Annotated in this window: 15 protein-coding genes; 8 read left to right on the top strand and 7 right to left on the bottom strand. The window is 46.1% G+C overall.

The window, feature by feature from the left end; translation table 11 throughout:
* From C7R91_RS20755 to C7R91_RS20780, 6 genes are all read left to right on the top strand, one after another.
* Nucleotides 1-2,350 (top strand): discoidin domain-containing protein (locus C7R91_RS20755; protein WP_106786216.1); only part of this gene is annotated, 2,350 nt, incomplete at its 5' end.
* A 66-nt stretch (nucleotides 2,351-2,416) separates the two neighbouring features.
* Nucleotides 2,417-3,151, top strand: a complete 735-nt coding sequence (locus tag C7R91_RS20760) for a hypothetical protein (RefSeq protein ID WP_047072295.1) — start codon at nucleotides 2,417-2,419, stop codon at nucleotides 3,149-3,151.
* Nucleotides 3,152-3,154: 3 nt separating this feature from the next.
* Entirely contained in the window at nucleotides 3,155-5,740 is a 2,586-nt protein-coding gene (locus tag C7R91_RS20765) for a hypothetical protein (protein ID WP_047072297.1), read from the top strand.
* The gene (locus C7R91_RS20770; protein WP_047072299.1) at nucleotides 5,740-8,238 is read left to right on the top strand and encodes a hyaluronate lyase N-terminal domain-containing protein; all 2,499 of its coding nucleotides are present in this window, start codon (nucleotides 5,740-5,742) and stop codon (nucleotides 8,236-8,238) included. Before C7R91_RS20765 ends, C7R91_RS20770 begins: the two co-directional genes overlap by 1 nt.
* Before the next feature lie 86 nt (nucleotides 8,239-8,324).
* A complete protein-coding gene (locus C7R91_RS20775; protein ID WP_047072301.1) occupies nucleotides 8,325-8,678 on the top strand; it encodes a hypothetical protein in 354 nt (117 codons plus the stop codon).
* A gap of 166 nt (nucleotides 8,679-8,844) precedes the next feature.
* On the top strand, nucleotides 8,845-9,141 hold the full coding sequence (locus C7R91_RS20780; protein ID WP_047072302.1) for a hypothetical protein: 297 nt from the start codon (nucleotides 8,845-8,847) through the stop codon (nucleotides 9,139-9,141).
* An 81-nt stretch (nucleotides 9,142-9,222) separates the two neighbouring features.
* On the opposite strand, the gene C7R91_RS20785 is transcribed toward C7R91_RS20780, so the two are convergent.
* Genes C7R91_RS20785 through C7R91_RS20805 form a run of 5 tightly spaced genes read right to left on the bottom strand, consistent with a single transcriptional unit; the run spans nucleotide 9,223 to nucleotide 14,236 of the window.
* Nucleotides 9,223-10,359: a M20 family metallopeptidase gene (locus C7R91_RS20785; protein ID WP_047072304.1), complete on the bottom strand. Its 1,137-nt coding sequence runs from the start codon at nucleotides 10,357-10,359 to the stop codon at nucleotides 9,223-9,225.
* Nucleotides 10,360-10,371: 12 nt separating this feature from the next.
* Nucleotides 10,372-11,172: an ABC transporter permease gene (locus C7R91_RS20790; RefSeq protein WP_012684369.1), complete on the bottom strand. Its 801-nt coding sequence runs from the start codon at nucleotides 11,170-11,172 to the stop codon at nucleotides 10,372-10,374.
* Nucleotides 11,169-12,011 (bottom strand): ABC transporter permease, encoded by an 843-nt coding sequence (locus tag C7R91_RS20795; protein ID WP_047072307.1) that lies wholly within the window; start codon nucleotides 12,009-12,011, stop codon nucleotides 11,169-11,171. Before C7R91_RS20795 ends, C7R91_RS20790 begins: the two co-directional genes overlap by 4 nt.
* Before the next feature lie 3 nt (nucleotides 12,012-12,014).
* Entirely contained in the window at nucleotides 12,015-13,109 is a 1,095-nt protein-coding gene (locus C7R91_RS20800) for an ABC transporter ATP-binding protein (protein WP_047072309.1), read from the bottom strand.
* Nucleotides 13,110-13,117: 8 nt separating this feature from the next.
* The gene (locus tag C7R91_RS20805) at nucleotides 13,118-14,236 is read right to left on the bottom strand and encodes an ABC transporter substrate-binding protein (protein WP_047072310.1); all 1,119 of its coding nucleotides are present in this window, start codon (nucleotides 14,234-14,236) and stop codon (nucleotides 13,118-13,120) included.
* A gap of 228 nt (nucleotides 14,237-14,464) precedes the next feature.
* On the opposite strand from C7R91_RS20805, the gene C7R91_RS20810 reads away from it, so the two are divergent.
* Nucleotides 14,465-15,226, top strand: a complete 762-nt coding sequence (locus C7R91_RS20810) for an IclR family transcriptional regulator (protein WP_047072312.1) — start codon at nucleotides 14,465-14,467, stop codon at nucleotides 15,224-15,226.
* 168 nt (nucleotides 15,227-15,394) lie between these two features.
* A complete protein-coding gene (locus tag C7R91_RS20815; RefSeq protein ID WP_047072314.1) occupies nucleotides 15,395-15,931 on the top strand; it encodes a hypothetical protein in 537 nt (178 codons plus the stop codon).
* An 83-nt stretch (nucleotides 15,932-16,014) separates the two neighbouring features.
* On the opposite strand, the gene pdxR is transcribed toward C7R91_RS20815, so the two are convergent.
* Both pdxR and C7R91_RS20825 read right to left on the bottom strand, forming a co-directional pair.
* On the bottom strand, nucleotides 16,015-17,472 hold the full coding sequence (gene pdxR, locus C7R91_RS20820) for a MocR-like pyridoxine biosynthesis transcription factor PdxR (RefSeq protein ID WP_047072315.1): 1,458 nt from the start codon (nucleotides 17,470-17,472) through the stop codon (nucleotides 16,015-16,017).
* An 81-nt stretch (nucleotides 17,473-17,553) separates the two neighbouring features.
* Nucleotides 17,554-18,261 (bottom strand): ABC transporter ATP-binding protein, encoded by a 708-nt coding sequence (locus C7R91_RS20825; protein ID WP_047072317.1) that lies wholly within the window; start codon nucleotides 18,259-18,261, stop codon nucleotides 17,554-17,556.
* Between the last annotated feature and the right edge of the window lie 6 nt (nucleotides 18,262-18,267).

Genomic DNA, 18,267 nt, shown 5'->3' on the forward strand with positions numbered 1-18,267 from the left:
TGGGGGTGGCGGGGGAAACAATGGGGGAGCCTCGAGCAGTTCATTTGATTTACAGTCCCCAATCAATATTTTACTGAATACCTTCCGTGATGCGGAAACACATAACAGACCCGCCTATCGTCAAAACAACATGTATGTAGATGTATTTAGTGATTCCTCAGGAATTGATATCGAAAAGTCATCTTCTTTTGCCATTATAAATGGTACTGTTTCACCCGGACTTCACGATACAAACATCATCATGTCCAGTCCAACTGAACCTGCCCCTTATCACGTAACCTCGTCTAGTGAAACGTCTGGTTACCCTGGATGGAAGGGAATCAACGGAAATGTAACTGATTACTATTATTCAGATGGAGCGACTCCTCCGGCAGAAGGTCATTGGTGGCAAATTGACTTTTTCGTCCCTAAAATTATTACTAAGCTCGCAATCCGAGCTCTTGGAATCTCAAGTGGGCAATACGGTCTTGCCACGTTTACTCTGCAAGGTTCACAAGATAATACGAATTGGACAGATTTATACGCAGGATCTCATGCAAACACAGGTTCAGAGTTAGAACACAGCTTTACGAATACCTCTGCATACCGCTTTTACCGCCTGGCCAAGCTTCGAAGTTATCTCAGAGCAAACCCGGTGACTTATACTGGTTGGAACGAGATTAAATTCTATGAAACTATTGACGCTGTTACTCTCGTGACTAAGCCAGTTAATGTTGGCAGCTCTCCAAATAAGATTATTACAACTGCGGAGTATACTGACGGGGTCACCTTCGACCTGACCCTTGATGGAACAACTTGGGTAAACAACATCGATTTAAACAAGCTGCTCGATACTTCTTCGCTAAAAGGTACAAACCTCCAATTACGAGCTAACATTCCAGCTACAGGCAGTTTAAAATCTTTGGGATTTACTTGGTATGACGATAGCATGCTTGTTGAGATGCCAGGTAAAGAAGGGGGAGGCGGGGATCGTAGCAGCACCAAACCGTTAGTTGACGTCGTCGCAGCTACTAATATTTTGCGTAATACTTATCGTACTTTGGAAGGTGCGAATCAGGGAACGTCGGTTTGGCATAATTTGTATGCAGATGCATTTGTAGATACGTCTGGAATTGATGCCTCTAAGTCCGAATCCTATCAAATTGGAAACGGAAAATTCACCAAATCAGCAGGCGCCGTTTATAGCTGGCAGACACTAGGTGTACAGACTGCTTCTTCTGTTGGAGATTACAACAATAACAATACTACCTATCGACCATTCAAAGCAAATGGCACCACATCAATCTATTCTGTTGAAAAAATCGCAGACGATAATGCCGCTGTATCTCCAGGCGGATATTCTGACTACTGGCTTCAGAGTGGTACTAGTGCTGACTTATTCATGAAATGGGCGACACCCATAGAAGTATCCAAAATTATTCTTTGGATGAACGGCAGTTATGGCGCGGATCACAACTATTGCGATCATCAAATTTTCGTCAAAAATCCTTCAACGGGTAAATGGGAGGCTGTTACTCCAAGGATTAATCTCGCTTCCAAGACCGATAAAGGAGTACATGGGGACGGTTCATGGCACTACCCTATCATCCTGGATTATCTCATTAATGAGGTCAAAGTAACGGTATGGAATAAAAGCACATACATGACCGTTACTGAAATACAAATACTGCAAGCATCTGACAAAAATCCTGTCATGGTTTCCAAACCGATTCCATTGGCAAAAGCTCCGACCCATCTGGTACTGGATGCAGAGTACGAGGGTAATCTCAGCATTGATTTGTCCCTCGATGGAGGAACCACGTTCACAGCTGGTGTTCCTTTAAATCAGCTAGTTGATTTAAGCACTTTCCTACCAGGTACGTCTCTTGTCATTCGAGCCAACCTTAGCGATAAAGCAGTACTCAATAGTATTGGCTGCATTTGGTATGACAAAGACACTCTCCCGACTTATACAGATACGGTAGGCGATAGCTCCGGAGGTAACGTACCTGGCAACGCTGTTTCAATGATTCAAGTAGAAAAGTATGGAGTTACCTCCTCTCCTACTTCTCCCTCAGAAGTAAATATCATCATCCCCTACACTTCTGACTTCAAATTACCCCCTATCGAGGTTTTGAAATTTGCCCCCGGTGAACACAATTACTCTCTCGAGATTGCATCCTTTTCTAGTAACGAGGCCTCTAACTTTGACCATGATAATTATATGGAACTGGATGGTACGTTAAGGCTTAAAACCGACTACTCAATTGAATTAACAGAAGCCGTAGTGCTCCCATCTGGTAATAGTGTGTACTTATTCCCCCTTGATGTGAATCAATTTTCGCATATAGAGAAAATCAAGTTGAATTGAATATGACTACGATTAGAGATCAAATTAGTATTACGAAAAGTTCAATGAATTGTTGAGGTGAAAAAAATGCCCATTCCAGCAACAACCGGACAATTAAGATCAAAAATTTCAGATATGCAGATCGGTGACTATGTAAAGTGCTGGTACTCGTTCCATAAAACCAGTGGAAGCTTGTCAGATAGTCCAGCAGGGATATTAGTTGGGTTAGGGACAGATACTTTCTCTACGGCTGGAGAAAAGCCAGTAACAGGAGAGTCTACTACTTACAGCTCCAAATTTTTTTATTTTGTGAAAGTTGCCAAAGGATTGCTAATCGCTGACAGGGTATGTCAACACTCTATCTCTTGGGATGTTCTGAATGCCGGGAAGGTGATACAAGGGAAGCCCTATTCGTTTAGTACAAGCTCGAATATCTCACAAGGCTGTGCTTCGAGTGAGAATATTTCAGGTACACTCCGTTCGCTCACAGGTGGAGTAGCCTATGCGAATGGTAGCGGAAGCATGTCTACAACTGACAAAGAAATTGGAGCTTGGCCCATTAACAATGAATGGGACAAATATATAGTGAATTTTCCTATTGGTAAGATTCAAACAGGTAAAACAATTGATGACGTATTTCATTTTCTAAGTACCTCTACTTGGTGTCAGGATACACCAAGCCTTTCAATGCCATCTGCTCCAAACACGGCGAGAGTAGGAAGAGGTCACTTAAAAGCAAAGGAATTTGGATATATTCCAAGTATTACTGTAACAGCTAATTTGGCATGCTTTCGCCCAGTATTCGAATATAAGGAGGTGTAGCGGATGGCTACAGTTGGACAACAGTTATCACAGCCAGAATCTGGATGGAAACGATATGATGATAATGTAGTTGGATTTAAATATACAGGTAGTGGTTGGACATTAGGCACTTCTTCAAATGGTTCTGTTAATGAATATAGACAAACACAGCATTTCACAAACGTAGTTGGCGATAAGGTGTCCTTCGAATTCTCAGGGACTAAACTAAGAGTGATTGCTCAAAGGAATACAAATCGTTCTACAGTCGTTGATATTGTACTAGATGGTGTAACATATACCTATTCTGAAAATGGCTCACTACAATCACAGACTTTATTGTTTGAAAAAACTGATTTGCCTAGTGGTGTCCACACTGTAGAGATTAAACATGGTACAGGAGGTTCGCAATATATCTCACTTGATGCAATAGATATTGATGATACGGGGTCTATTAAACTTCCTCCTGGCGTCCAGTTAACATCACCAGATCAAGGGTGGAAAAGATACGAGCCAAATGCTGGTTGTTTTAAAATGGATGGATCAGGCTGGGCTAGTAATAGTGGCTTTGACTACGGAACAGCTACATTCACTGGAGCAAAATTTTCATTCTTAGTAACAAACACGACAAGCGTCCGTGTATTGACTTATCCTGCCACAAACCGAGCTGATCAAAAAATTCGATTCAATGGTGGTGCGTATACGGAATATGATAACAATGCGCTTCCATCTGCTCCTAATATGCTCGCATTTGAAAGAATAGACCTTGATCCTAATCAAACCTATTTGATAGAGGTTGAGCCAGTTTCTGGATCAGGAGCATGGTTTGGAATTGATGCTATCGACATTATGACATCTGGGCGTATTTATCATCCCGATGAAGTGACTAATGTCAAAGATTTGAGTGTGGGGAAGCGAATTCGTTTTAACTATCTTGCATTCAATGCAGCATATGGAGTGTTCTCTCTTGGAGAAGAAGTAGGATCATTTTTGCCCATTGTTCCTGTTGCTAGTGCAAATGGTGATGGCTATTTTATTATGGTTGACACAACTTATAAGGGCGATAAGATTCTTATCGCTGACCGTAATACTCAAAACTTATCATGGGATGCCTTAAATACGGCAGGGGTTGCAAGTGGAAGTGGTCTTCCTATAAAAGGATTGCATACGATTCCGGCAATGTCTGGATATTCTTCCCCGACATGCACAGTTTCTGCTTCAACCGAATTTGATCAAACAAATCACAATGCATGGAAAGCATTTGATGTATCAAGCATATCCTATTGGACAAGTACTTCTGCAACCGCAACGACAGAGGAAGTCTTAAAGATTCAATATGTATCGCCAGTAAAGATAACCTCTTACCAATTGCATGCAAAATACGGCCCAAAGCAATGGGCGTTTGAAGCTTCTAATGATGGAATCGTTTGGGATATACTCCACAGTGGTGATGAGCAAACTGCCTGGAATGAAACAATAAAGACTTTTTCATTCAATAATGATAAGACTTATTCCCAGTATCGGATTAGAGTATTGGAACGACATGTGTGGAGCAGCACTTATTACTATGTTGGATTTTACACCGTTCAGTTGTTCACTTCCCCTGAGCAAGAAATGGCAATGCGACTGTTGACAGGCGGAGTTAGCGCAACAGACAAAGACAACGAATGGGATACGTACATTACCGATGACCAGATCTGGAATAATGTAAATCACGGTTCATGGACCAGTACTACTGATCCATCCAATTCAAAGGCCCGCGTGATACGAGGTTATAACGGTCTCAAAAACTGGACATCTGGTTCGACAGATCTTACAACACCAAGTCGAGGCTTCCGTCCAGTTCTTTTAATCGAGCCCCTCCACAATAATAGATTCCTCATACTAGACGGAACAGACGTGAAAACATACACTTCTTCCGGCTGGGAAACCGTTGGTGCTGCTCCCCCTACAGACGATATGTTTCTAAATAAAGGCATGCTCGACCTCTCTACATGCGCCCCATACTTGAAAGATTTAATAGACAAGTCCAACATCAAAATCCTTGTTTCGAAACCTAAAAGAGAACACACGGTTGCTCATCTTACTGGAGTTCCTGTACCAAGGATCGTAAAAATGAAGAATGATGTTAGCTTTCTCAGCACCTCAAAAATCAACTCTTTAACCTTATCAGGTACAGAGAAAGGCGTTTTAAGAGTAGCAATAAGTACGGACAGTGGAGCAACATGGGAAGCAAAACAAAAGGATGGCTCGTGGACAACAGTTGATGTTAATAACTCTAATGATTTCAAAGCAAAAGCGATGACAATAGACGATTTCAATAGTATCTCTGAATGGGACGGGAAGATTGGCCAAGCTAGAAACTTGCGATGTGCGTTCTACTTCGAACAGTCATCATCCACAGATGAAACAAGCCTAGACTCCCTTACCATGAATGTAGACTTACTAGATTCCTGGGACATGGCCATACCTGGAGTAGATTACAAATACGAGTATAACCGAAATACAAATCTGCGAGTCCTTTTACTCTCCGATGGAGATTACAAAATAAATGTAGGCTCTGGCGGTAGCAGTGGCTCCACGATCACTGAGGTAGATGGAGGTACATTCTAATGACAATACCAATCAAATTCAAACGAGGAAAAGAAACGAATTTACCTTCTTCAGCTCCTGCTGGGGAACCGCTTTTTACTACAGATACGCATAAACTATTTATTGGAACTGGTACTGGGATTATTAGTGTCGGGGCTGATCCAGCATTAAAAGACCGGATTGATTCGATAGAAAAGCAGCGAAGCACCATTACTTATACGCACCACGAGGATTTTAGCAACCGCTCCCGTATCGATTTTGATAAGACTACGGCGGCAGTTCGGACAAACGAAGTCAGAGTTGCCAAAACAGCTTCCTTTCAAGAGAGCTTTGAAAACACCAATTACTACGACAAAATCAACTCCAGTAACATCCTGTTCGATACTTCGACCCAAAAAGCAGCACTTGCCCCCGGAAATCTGGAAGGAATCCTCTATAGCAAACCGATCCCTGTTAAAAACTCCGATACCGTCACAATAAACGCCAATACTGTCCTTCCTTCTACAATGGCGTTTTCTCACTCGGAACGTCTAACCAACGATGATACTCGCTCCTATTTCCAACCAATTGCATTTACAGATCGAACGAATCGGACATGGCACGTCGCTTTCCTGAAAACGGAGGGAGTTTATTATCGGGTTGAAAATCCGGATGGATCGCTTGCTTTTGAAAAAATATCTCCTACTCCCTTCAGTTCTGATTTTGATCCTGCTTCCTCTTATGGAAGCTTTGTTTCTAATGTAAGTTTCGTGGTCGACTATAACAATCGAGTATGGCTGGGTGTGCCGACTAGCAAAAATAACTACAGTAGACACCTGTATCTTGGGTGCATTAATAGTGATGGTAGTTTTATTAAGGATTGGCGAATCATCAGTACCGCAGGTAGTGCAGATCTTTATTACAAGTCTTCGTCTCTTTGTGTAGATAAAAATAATCATATTTGGTTTGGTTGGACATATGGATCCATGAGCACATATGTCATAAAATTCGATAGTGAAATGAATATCTTAATACCGGCGTTTCCACTACCGGGAACGAATTCTTTCGCTTATGGACACTTGATCAGCCTTAACCTTTTTTATGACAATGCGCAAGAGGCAATTGTATCCATCCATCATACAGATAGCAAGAGTGGGGTCTACCTCACAAAGATAAGCCTAACGGGCGCTCCCATACAGACTATCAAGCAACTTACTATACAGCACTTCACTGACTCCTTAGCCACTTATTTTGACCCAGATACACGTAAAATTATTATTGCCGCCGTACGAAATGCCAGTCCTCGCTCCATTTATGTTTGTACAATAGACCCTGTTTCAGGTACCTTACTTCAAGCAAAAGCACTTACCCGAACTGCCGATCGTATCCATAGCTTAGTGAAAGACGGGAATACCTATCGCTTCACCTATGACACCCAATTGACTGGAAAAATCTGCTCCTTGTCTGTGAATGCAGATACACTAGAGATCGCCGATGATGAGACAATCGTGACGAATTTTAATGGCAGCCTCTCCTATGTCTATAAGGACTCCAATCAAAATATTCGCTGTGTTTACGCATCCACCGCCTATAGTAAAAATCTCACGATGATGCGTAGTAATTTTGTATCTACCCCCTCTTCAGTAACAATGGAAATTTCCCCAGACCATGGTGCACAGTGGTTACCCGCTCCAAATGGACAGGAGATAAAGTTTTCATCCCCAACCGATACGATAAACCTTAGGATAAAGCTTATAACGCCAACAGTAACCATGACCCCCGAGATAACAAAATTCAGCCTGACAATCGGAGGAGAATCAGGCACTCTTTCACAAGAATTCGTCAGTAATCGTCTGCCGTCTGTATCTCCCATTCTTAATGCAGTGTTAACAGCGGAAGAGGATCAGAAGCATGGTACAATCAGTTGGTTTATTACTAATGACGGGGGTTCTAATTGGCTTCCTGCAACACTAGGAGAACAGATTACCTTCCCTAATCCGATCAACTCGGACCTGAGAGTAAAGGCAATTCTTCATTCTCCTAGTGGAGTTCTGGATAGTCCAGCCATCCATAGCTTCACCGTCCTTTCCTCTAATCTTGTATCCGATTTTATAGGTAAAACAGGAACCAACCTAACCGCCACCATGTCCGCCGATCAAACCCTAACCGCAGCAGATACCTTCACCAAAATTAATTTCAATCAAACCACCCACGACGCCATCCAAGAATTCGATAAAAGCCAAAGCCGCTTTGTAGCAAAAGCACCAGGCGAATACTTAATCATCGGCTCGGCACGCATCAAAAGCCCAACCACTTCACCCAACGGACTGCATCTAGAAATCCGAATCAATGGTGAACTCCATAAAGTACTCAGCAGTATTGTCTCCTATTCCAACCATGCCTGGTGTTTAAACGGCTCAAGCATCGTCCAGCTAAAGCCCGGCGACTATGTAGAGCTTTTCGGCTACTCCTTTTTTGCCAATGGCGTCATAGAAGCCACCCCCGCTTATTCCTACTTCCAAATCAAGCAGTTGTGGTAGCATTTTCACCCAAAACACTGTGAGAATTTCCCCAAACTGTCTACTCTATATATAGACCTCACAAGAGAAAGCAGGTGAATAAACGGATGATCCAAACACTACTCAACTCTTCCACTCTCCCCTTGGTAGTATCCAGTGTGCTGACGGCAATCGTCACTTATCTGGTTGCTCGCCACAACAACAAGAAAGAGTTGATGATTACAGACAGGCAACAAATCTCGCAGGAGAACCAGCAAATTCGCCAGGAGCTTCGTCAGGAAATGGACAAGCTCCGGGAAGAACTCCATGTTTGGCGCAACCGTTGCATGGAGCTTGAAACCATCGTACAGGAGTGGCGAGATAAATACACGACGCTGGTAGTAGAGAGGCAACAGCTGGAGTTTCGTGTAAAAGAGCTGGAGACCGAACTCAAAACGTACATGCAAGCGAGGATTTCCTAGACGTTGCCGATCCAGCCGTACCTCCTCCACAAAGGGTCATCTACGAAGGTGACACCTACCTGCCTTGGGGCGAGATCTCGCCCCGCGAACTAACTCCCTTCCAAATGACGGCTGGATATTTTCCCCGAAGTACACCCCGCTCTACTTGCAAAAGGAGGAACAACCTTTGATTGACATTGACCAATTCATTCACAGCCTGAGTCTGCTTACTTTTATGGCGATCTTGATAGAAGCCGTAACCGAAATTTTAAAGAATGCCTTCCCCGTACTGAAAGACCGCTCCACTTACATCCTCTCCATCCTCATCGGCATTTCGCTCTCCCTCGCTTTTCAAGTCAACCCCTTTGGTCTTGAGGGCGGCGGCTACTACGTTTCTGCCGTGCTGGCTGGTATCCTCACCAGCCGCGGAGCGAACTACCTTAATAGCTTTGTGAAAAAGCTGAATACGTCTCCGAAACAATAACCTCTTCTTCCCCACACAAAAGCACCTGCCCCGATGTAATATCACACGCATCAAGGCAGGTGCTCTTTCTCTTTTTTCTCTCTATACTTCCTCTATCAACCGCGCCAACAGCGTAGCACGCGTCGATATTTCTCCCAGTTCAATCCATTCATCCGGCGAGTGGGCGTAGCCACCCTTTACACCAAGTCCATCCAGCGTCGGTACTCCGCAAGCAGCAGCAAAATTGCCATCGCTGACTCCACCTGTACCCGACTCTTCCAAAGCCATCCCTAGTTCATTGATGCTAATCGATTGTGCAAGGGAAAATAATTTGCCTGTCTCTTCGGTTCGCTCCATCGGCGGTCGGCGAATGCCACCCTTTACGCTGATGTTTGTACCGGCAAGCACTGGCGTGAGTTCGCTCATTACCTTCTCAATGCGTAGTGCCTCTTCCATCGAGATAAATCTCACGTCTACTTCTGCTTCTGCCGAGTCGGCTACGACATTGGAGCCAATCCCCCCCTTGATGACACCCACATTGACCGTCGTTCCCTTCTCGTAATCAGTCAAGGCATGTAGAAATTGCACCTGTCTCGCCAGCTCTTCAATAGCAGAGACACCTTTTTGATGATCGACGCCCGCGTGTGAGGAAATGCCACTGACTGACAAGGTAAAATGGGCGCTTCCCTTCCGCCATGTTTTGAGTGCGCCGCTCGGTTCGGTTGGCGGCTCCAACACAAAGCTTGCCACCGAACGCGCGGCTTCTTCTTCTACCAGTCGGCGAGAAGTCGGGCTGCCGATCTCCTCGTCACTGTTTAGCAGGAGCACGATTTTTTTATCTGCTGGCAGGCGATCCAGCTTCACCAATGCCCGCATGGCAAACATTGCTTGCAAAACGCCCGCTTTCATATCGTATACGCCCGGCCCGTACGCTTTCTCATCCCGGATCGCAAACGGTCGGCGAGCCGCCTCTCCTTCTAGCCATACGGTATCGTAATGGCCGATGATGAGGATTTGTTTTTCCCCGTTGCCTAGCGTACAACGCACCTGATCGCCATACGTCTTATTCGGGATCAGCTCTGCTACTCCCCCTGTCAGCCGTTGAAACTGCAGAGCGAACCAGCCCGCCATGCGGTCGCCCAGCTGTTTGTCACGAGAAGGCGAGTCCATGTTGACTGCCTCTTCGAGTAGTTGTAGATAGTGGGGCATATTTTCTTGTACATAAGTGTGGATTGACATAGTGCCTCTTCCTTAGTGAGATTGTGAATTGAGTCCGAACAGGCGCTCTAGTCCGTACACTTTTTCCAACAAGACGATGAACACCAGACTCAGCAGGATGACCACCGAGGATATCGAAGCCACCAACGGGTCAAGTGTTTCCTGCATATAGGTGAAAATCGCGAGTGGCAGCGTCGTCGTATCCGGTGCCACCAAGAATAAGGAAACCGTCACATTGTCAAACGACGTCAAGAACGAAAAGATCATCCCCGACACGATGGCCGGACGCAACAGTGGCAACGTAATATCCCAGAACACCCGAAACGGATGGGCACCCAGCATGTATCCCGCTTTTTCCAACGTATAATCGAACGAGCTAAGCCCTGTGAGCACCAGCCTAACGACATACGGAATCGAGATCAGCATGTGCGCCAGCAAAAGTCCTGTAAACGTCCCCGCGATACCAATTCGCGTGAAAAACAGCAGCGCGGAAATCCCTATAATGAGCGAAGGAACGGTAAGCGGTGAAAGCATCAGTGCGTTAATGATGCCGCTCCCACGGAACTTGTATTTGGACAGCGCGAATGCAGCCAATGTCCCTAAGAAAGTCGCCAAAATCGCCGTTACCGTAGCTAGCTTCAGACTAATCCACAGCGAATCGATGAACTCCGGCCGATCCAAAATCATTTCATACCACTGCCACGAAAACCCTTCGGGCGGAAAAGCGAGGTATCCGGCTGCCGTAAAGGAGCTCGGGATAATGACCAGAAACGGCAGATTGACCAAAACAAGCACAAAGAACGTGATGAGTCCGAGTACGTTTATTTTTTTCATGACGCAAACACCTCTTTATACCGCTTGGTTTCAATCAGCTTTGTATACAACGTCACCAATAGAATCGTGCTGCCCAAGAGCAGGAAGGCAAGTGCCGCACCCAAAGGCCAGTTCAGTGTCGCCATGATTTGCTCATAGGCAATGACAGGCAAGACCTTCACGGAAGTCCCGCCCATTAAGGCAGGTGTCACAAAGGCACTCATCGACAAGCTAAACACCAGTGTCGTACCAGCAATAATCCCCGGTAAGCACAAGGGCAGAGTCACACTGAAAAATGTACGTATACGGGAAGCTCCCAAAATCGATGCTGCCTTATTTAAGGACGGATCGATAGCATACAAGCTGGTTGCAATCGCCAGAACCATGTAGGCAATAAAGGAATCTGTCAGACCGATCACAATACCCAGCTCGTTGTACAGCAGTCGCAATGGTTGATCGATCAAACCCAGACTGGTCAACGTTTCATTGATCCATCCTTTTTCCCCCAAAACCACTACCCAACCGAAGTTTCGAATAACAACACTGATAAGATGAGGGGCCAGGATCAGCATCGTGACGATGCCACGCATTTTCCCTGTAGCCTGCGCCATGTACATCGCTACAGGAAACCCGAGCAAGAGGCTTACCAGAACCGTCCAGAGACTCACGCGAATCGTCCGCCAAAGAATCTCCAAGTAGTACGGATCTTGTATAAATAATGAATAATTGTGCAAAGAGAACGCCTGATTCTCATCCTGAAAGCTGAGCAAAAGCATCATCAGCATCGGGAGGATGAATACTCCTAGCAGCAAAATCATCGCAGGTGCTGTCAACAATGTTACCGAGAGACGCTTGCTCATCCGTCATCCCCTTCCTGCGGGCATGACCAATACGTCGTCCGCGTTCCATTGACAGTAAACCGTCTGGCCTTCTTGACGATCCACCGAACTATCGGTCATTTGGACTTTTACCGAGAGCGTATGCTCCCCGACCTTGACCTCACATTCTGTGTACGAGCCCAGGAAGGAGGCAAGCTGCAAATGTCCTTTTACCCGATTCGCTTCCTCACTGACCGCTGAATCGGTCAGCTTGATTTTCTCTGGTCGGATAAAAATGATCACTTTTTCATGAAGTGCCACGGTTCGCTGTTGCTTTGCCGCCTTCACGAGCATTCCACCTGTCGTCCGCAGCGTGAGTACATCCCCGTCTATTCCGATGACTTCCCCTTCCAGACGATTCGTCTTACCGATGAAGGTATGTACGAATTCGGAAGCGGGTTGATTGTATATCTCCAGCGGCGTACCGATTTGCTCCACGAATCCGTGATTCATGACCACGATGCGATCAGAGAGTGCTAACGCCTCTTCCTGGTCATGGGTAACGAAAATGGTCGTAACACCGATTTCGTGATGTAAGCGCTTTAACTCATCGCGCAGCTCTTCACGAAGTTTGGCATCCAAGTTACTGAGCGGCTCATCCAACAGCAAAAGTGACGGCTCGATAACGAGCGCACGTGCAATCGCAATCCGCTGACGTTGTCCGCCAGAGAGCTGTTTTGGGTAGCGGTCTGCTACGTTTGGCAGCTTGACCAGAGACAGTACACGATTCACGCGCTCTTGCATTTCTTGCTTGTTCACTTTGCGCAATTTCAAGCCATAAGCGATGTTTTCCGCCACAGTCATATGCGGGAACAGCGAGTACGTCTGAAACACCATGCCCAGCTCCCGTTTGTACGGAGGCACGCCATTCATTCGCTGTCCTTTGATCAAAAGGTCTCCGCCATCCGGGTCCAAAAATCCGGCAATCATATTCAAGGTCGTGGTCTTACCGCAACCAGATGGGCCGAGAAACGAGATGAATTCGCCTTGCTCCACCTGCAGGTTGAAGTTTTGAACCACGACATTGCTTTGAAATTTTTTCATGATGCCGCGCAGTTCAACGTCAATCACCTTGGTCACGTGAATACCTACTTTCCTGTTTTAGGTGCGATTTCTTTGTTAAAGCGATCCAGCCAAGCAGATGTTTCCTTGCTCACAACGCTATAGTCGAAGTTAACAACCTTTGTACGATCGAATTCCAATGTTTTCGCTACCTCGTCTGGCAGCTTCACAGATGTTGCCGGATTGTAGTACAGCTTCGTTGCGTACATCGTTTGAATTTCATCTGTCAAAAGGAAATCGACAAATGCTTTTGCCGCTTTTGGACTTTTCGAACCTTTTACCAGCGTAGCTACGTTCGGTACGATGTTTCCGCCCTCTTCAGGGAAAACGAACTCCAATGGTACGCCCGCTTCTTTTTGTGTCAAGCTGCGCGCCATTGTCCAAGTGGTGTAGGCTGCGCTCTTGTTTTGCAGATTTTGCTGGAGCTGTGCTGCACTCTTCGCAAAGGTCGGCATGTATCCTGCAATCGTTTCCATTTGTTTGAAGCCTTGTTCGATGTCTTTCTCAGACCCGCCATTTGCGTACGCCAGCATGATCATCGCTGAACGTCCGAAATTGCTCGCTACGTCTGTCATCGTGATGTAGCCTTTCACTTCAGGCTTGGCCAGGTCATTCCAGGACTTCGGTACAGGCAATCCTTTTTCTTTTACGAGGTCCGCATTGTAGGAAATCCCCATCGGCGTGAAGTTTACAACTACACCGCTATCCTCCGTCACACGCAAATCTTGCGGTACGTTTTTCATGTTCGGGATATCTGTTGCGGATACTGTTTCCCACAAGCCTTCTTGACGTCCCTTCTCTTGTTCGCCGCCTTCAACGATTGTCAGGTCGATTTGCGGAGCATTTTTCTGTGCCTTAACCTTTGCTACGATCTCCGTGGAAACACCAGAAACATAGGTCAGCTTTACATTCGGGTACTTCTCGTTAAACTTCTTGAACACTTCATCCTTCATCATCTTTTCAACGGTCGCACCGTTTCCTGCCACTACCAGTGTGTCTTCCAGCTGAGCTTGTGCCTCGGTGCCGCTATTGTTGCCAGCAGCCGGTGCAGGAGCAGATGTTTGCGGCGTGGAAGAGCCACATCCAGCCAGCAAGGAACCAGTCAAAGCGAAAATGGACAAGACGGATAATGCCTTTTTCTTCATGTAAGTTCGACCCCCGATTGTCTGTATTGTTCACGAATAGAGAACAACGTTTCCTATTAGAGAACGATAATGTTATACTAGCATAAAGATACTGACTATTCAAGGTAGTCATACTAGAAGCATCATTGCCCCAATTACAGGCTTGCCAGCATTCTTTCTAATGGTAAAATTACTTCAATCGAGACTCTTCTTTTAGAGGGGCTACTGTACGTTAAAGGAGACGTTTGTATGGACCAAGTATTGTCTTCTGTTCGAAATGGCTGTCGGCTGTTAAAAATATTTCTCGATTCACCAAAGGAACTCGGGGTAACGGAGCTCAGCAAAAAGCTCCAGCTGTCCAAGGGAGCTGTTCACAAGCTCCTGTCCACGTTAGAGTCTGAAGGCTTTATCCGCCAAAATGAAAAAACCAAGCAGTATACGCTTGGCTACACGCTTTTGGAGTTGGGCACTAAGGTGCTCACGAATCACGATATCGTTGATTTTTCCAAACCGTTCTTAGAACAGCTTGTCTCACGGACAAACGAATTGGCGGTCTTATGTGTACAAGATTCCAAGGACGCGATTTATGTAGCCAAAGAGGATTCGCTTCATCCCATTCGCTTTACCGTAGAATCCTTCCGGCGTTTTCCTCTTTACTCTACCTCCGCTGCAAGGGTTTTGCTTGCCTATCAGCCTGAGGAGTTTCAGGATGAGATTTTGCAGGAGCATCCGCTGAAAAGCTACACGCCTCATTCGTACACTTCAGTCGAGCAAATCAAAGAGGACTTGGTGACAATTCGCAAGCGGGGCTATGAAATTAGCTCGAATCGACGCAATACAGGCGTGACCGGAATCGCTGCCCCGATTTTTGATTCAACTGGACACGTAACTGCATCTGTCAGTGTCATCGGTCCCTCTGATCGCGTGATGCCGAAACAAGAAGAGATTTTACAAGAAACGCTAGCTACGGTACGTGCGATGTCGGCACAGCTAGGGTATCGAATGTCTTGAAATTAGTTTAGGATGTCATGAAAAAACCTCCTGTTGATCAGTCTGCTCTGTTGACAGGAGGTTTCTGTTTTTGCAATTTTTTCATCTTAAGGAGAAACGGTTTCGTTCGTTTTCCGTCCTACTAATGGTGAATCGTATTACGTGTAATCAGAAAGGAAATGACACCCTATGAGAAAAACATATTTGCTGCTTTCTTCTTTGTTATTCTGTGCTTTGTTTGTTACTGACGCTCATGCAGTTGCACCGCAAGGAACGGCCGCACCTGTCCCTCCCCAAGTATTCGTCCCAACAAGTAGCAAGGATAAACACGGAAATACCCTTGAAAAATCAATGGCCTATGTGAAAACGTTACAAGTGAAAAATGGAAAACTAATCGTCTCGCTTGATTATATTCAATGGTTTTTCGGTGAGGCAGCAGTAAAAGCTTATCGCCAAGATCATCCATTAGAAAAAGAAGACTATCCAATGCCATATTACATCCGTAATAGCAGTCCTAAAATTAGAACGTTTGAAATTTCTCCAAAAGCATCGTTTACTCTTCAAACCAATTCTACAAAAGGTGAGAATTTCCATTGGAATGAATCAGTAAACACCGATACTTTTAAAAAGTTTGTGCTATCCAAGGGAATTCCTTATCAGATACCGTTCCACGTTGAAGTAAAGAATGGAGTCATCACAAAAATTACAGAACAGTACATTCCTTAATTATTAGCAGCACTCCCTTTTTGGGATGCTGCTTTTCCTTCACCTGATCCCTTGGATTGGGTTTTTATTTTCCCATTCCCCCGCTATGCCTCGCCTATATCCTTACTCAAATAAGGCTCCCATACACGTTTTAACAGACGAATGCCAGCCTCAATCTCCTCGATGGTCTGCCCACCGAACCCAAACTGAAAAGCCGGCAGTCCATTTTCCTGCGGATGAATCCATTTATGTGCGGTTGGATAGACACGAACGCCTGATGCAGCCGCAATTTGCGTCAGCTGTTGCGGAGTGCTCTCACTTTTCACTTCTACCGTCACGGACAGCCCGGCATCCTGACCCTTGACCCGGATATAGGCTCCAAAGTGTTCCTGCAAGCACTGAAGCAGCGCCCCATGCTTTTTGCGGTAAAGCGTCCGCATCTTGCGAATATGCCGCTCCCAATCGCCATTTTTCATGAACAGGGCCAGCGTCTCCTGATGAATACGCGATGCCGACTGGTCAAAGTCAGCCAATTTCTCCTGATACACCGCCAATAACGTTTGCGGCAATACCATATAGCTCATCCGAATCGACGGCAGCAACGCCTTGGAAAACGTCCCCAAGTAAATGACACGCCCCTGTGTATCCAGCCCTTGAAGGGAAGGAATCGGCTTGCCATGATAGCGAAACTCACCATCGTAGTCATCCTCCATGATGTAGCTCCCCGTCTGATTCGCCCAATGCAGCAGCTTTAGCCGTTTGGCATACGGCATGACAATTCCGGAAGGGTCCTGATGAGACGGGGTGATATAAACCAGCTTGGCTCCACTCTCACTGAGCGCTTCCAAATCGATTCCATCTTCCGCCAGCTTGATCGGGCGCACATCATAGCCCAAATGGGAAAACACGGCACGAACACCGTGATAGCCCGGCTCCTCCATCGCAACAGCCTGTCCCTGTGTCCCGAACAAGAACCCCAATAGGCTGATCATCACCTGCGTCCCCGCACCGATCACAATTTGTTCCGGCGTAGCTTGTACACCCCGAGCTCGTCCGAGATAGCGCGCAAGCTCCTCCCGCAGCTGCGGCTCGCCTTGTCGGTCGCCGTAGTAGAGCACATGCTTATTTTCTTCCTGCATGCATTGGTTGGTGTACTTGCGCCAACGGTCAAAAGGAAAATGCTCGGCATCTACGCGCGCTTGGTGAAAATCATATTGGATCGGGACTGCTGAGTAGGTAGGCGGAGGTGTTTGGACGTAAGCCGTTTTAGCTGGTTGCTGCCCTTTCTCTGTAGATACAGGCACCGGCCCATCCCAATCCACATCGACCACATAAAATCCGCTACGCTCCCGACTCTCAATGTAGCCTTCTGCCATGAGCTGGTGATAGGCGCTCTCGACGGTCGTTTTACTCACCTGCAAAAATCCGCTCAATGCCCGAACAGAAGGCAGACGCGTCCCGGAGATCAAGCGCCTCCCTTGGATTTCTGTACAAAAATAGCAATAAAGCTGTAAATAGAGAGGCTCGCTCCCTTCTACAAAGCGGGGACTAATATCTAGCAAGCTACATCCTCCTCGCTGACCAAATGAAAAACCGACGGAGACAAAATCCCCATCGGTACTCACGTTTCTATTACGCTAATATTACGCCAAATACGCCTCTCTTACCTGCGGATTCATCAATAATGTCTGGGCGTCGTCTTGCAAAATAATTTCGCCTGTCTGAATCACATAACCGCGATGCGCGACAGACAGCGCTTGATTCGCATTTTGCTCGACCAAGAGAATCGTCATGCCTTCCTTGTTCAGCTCCGTAACAATGTCAAAAATCTGCTCCACCAAAATCGGCGCCAATCCCATCGACGGTTCATCGAGCATGAGAATTTTTGGCTTCATCATTAGTCCGCGAGCAATCGCCAGCATTTGCTGCTCTCCACCGGACATCGTGCCACCTTTTTGACTAATCCGTTCCTTCAGTCGTGGAAAGTAAGCAAAAGCACGCTCGATTCCTTCTTCAATCACCGTTTTATCCGATACACTGAAGGCACCCATCTCCAAATTTTCGCGTACGGTCAGCTTTGGGAAAATACGGCGGCCTTCCGGGACGTGAGCGATTCCTGCTAAGGCAATATCATGTGTGCGCATCTGCGTAATGTCTTTGCCATTAAAAATGACTTTTCCTTCTTTGGCGCGGGTCTGCCCACATATCGTTTTCAACGTGGTCGATTTACCTGCCCCGTTGGAACCGATCAGCGTCACTACTTCGCCCTCGTTTACCGTTATGCTCAATCCTTTTAATGCGTGGATGCCGCCGTAATACGTATGAACGTTAGTCAGCTCTAGCAATGCCATCGATTT

This window comes from Brevibacillus formosus (assembly GCF_003013405.1).
Taxonomy (GTDB): Bacteria; Bacillota; Bacilli; order Brevibacillales; family Brevibacillaceae; genus Brevibacillus; species Brevibacillus formosus.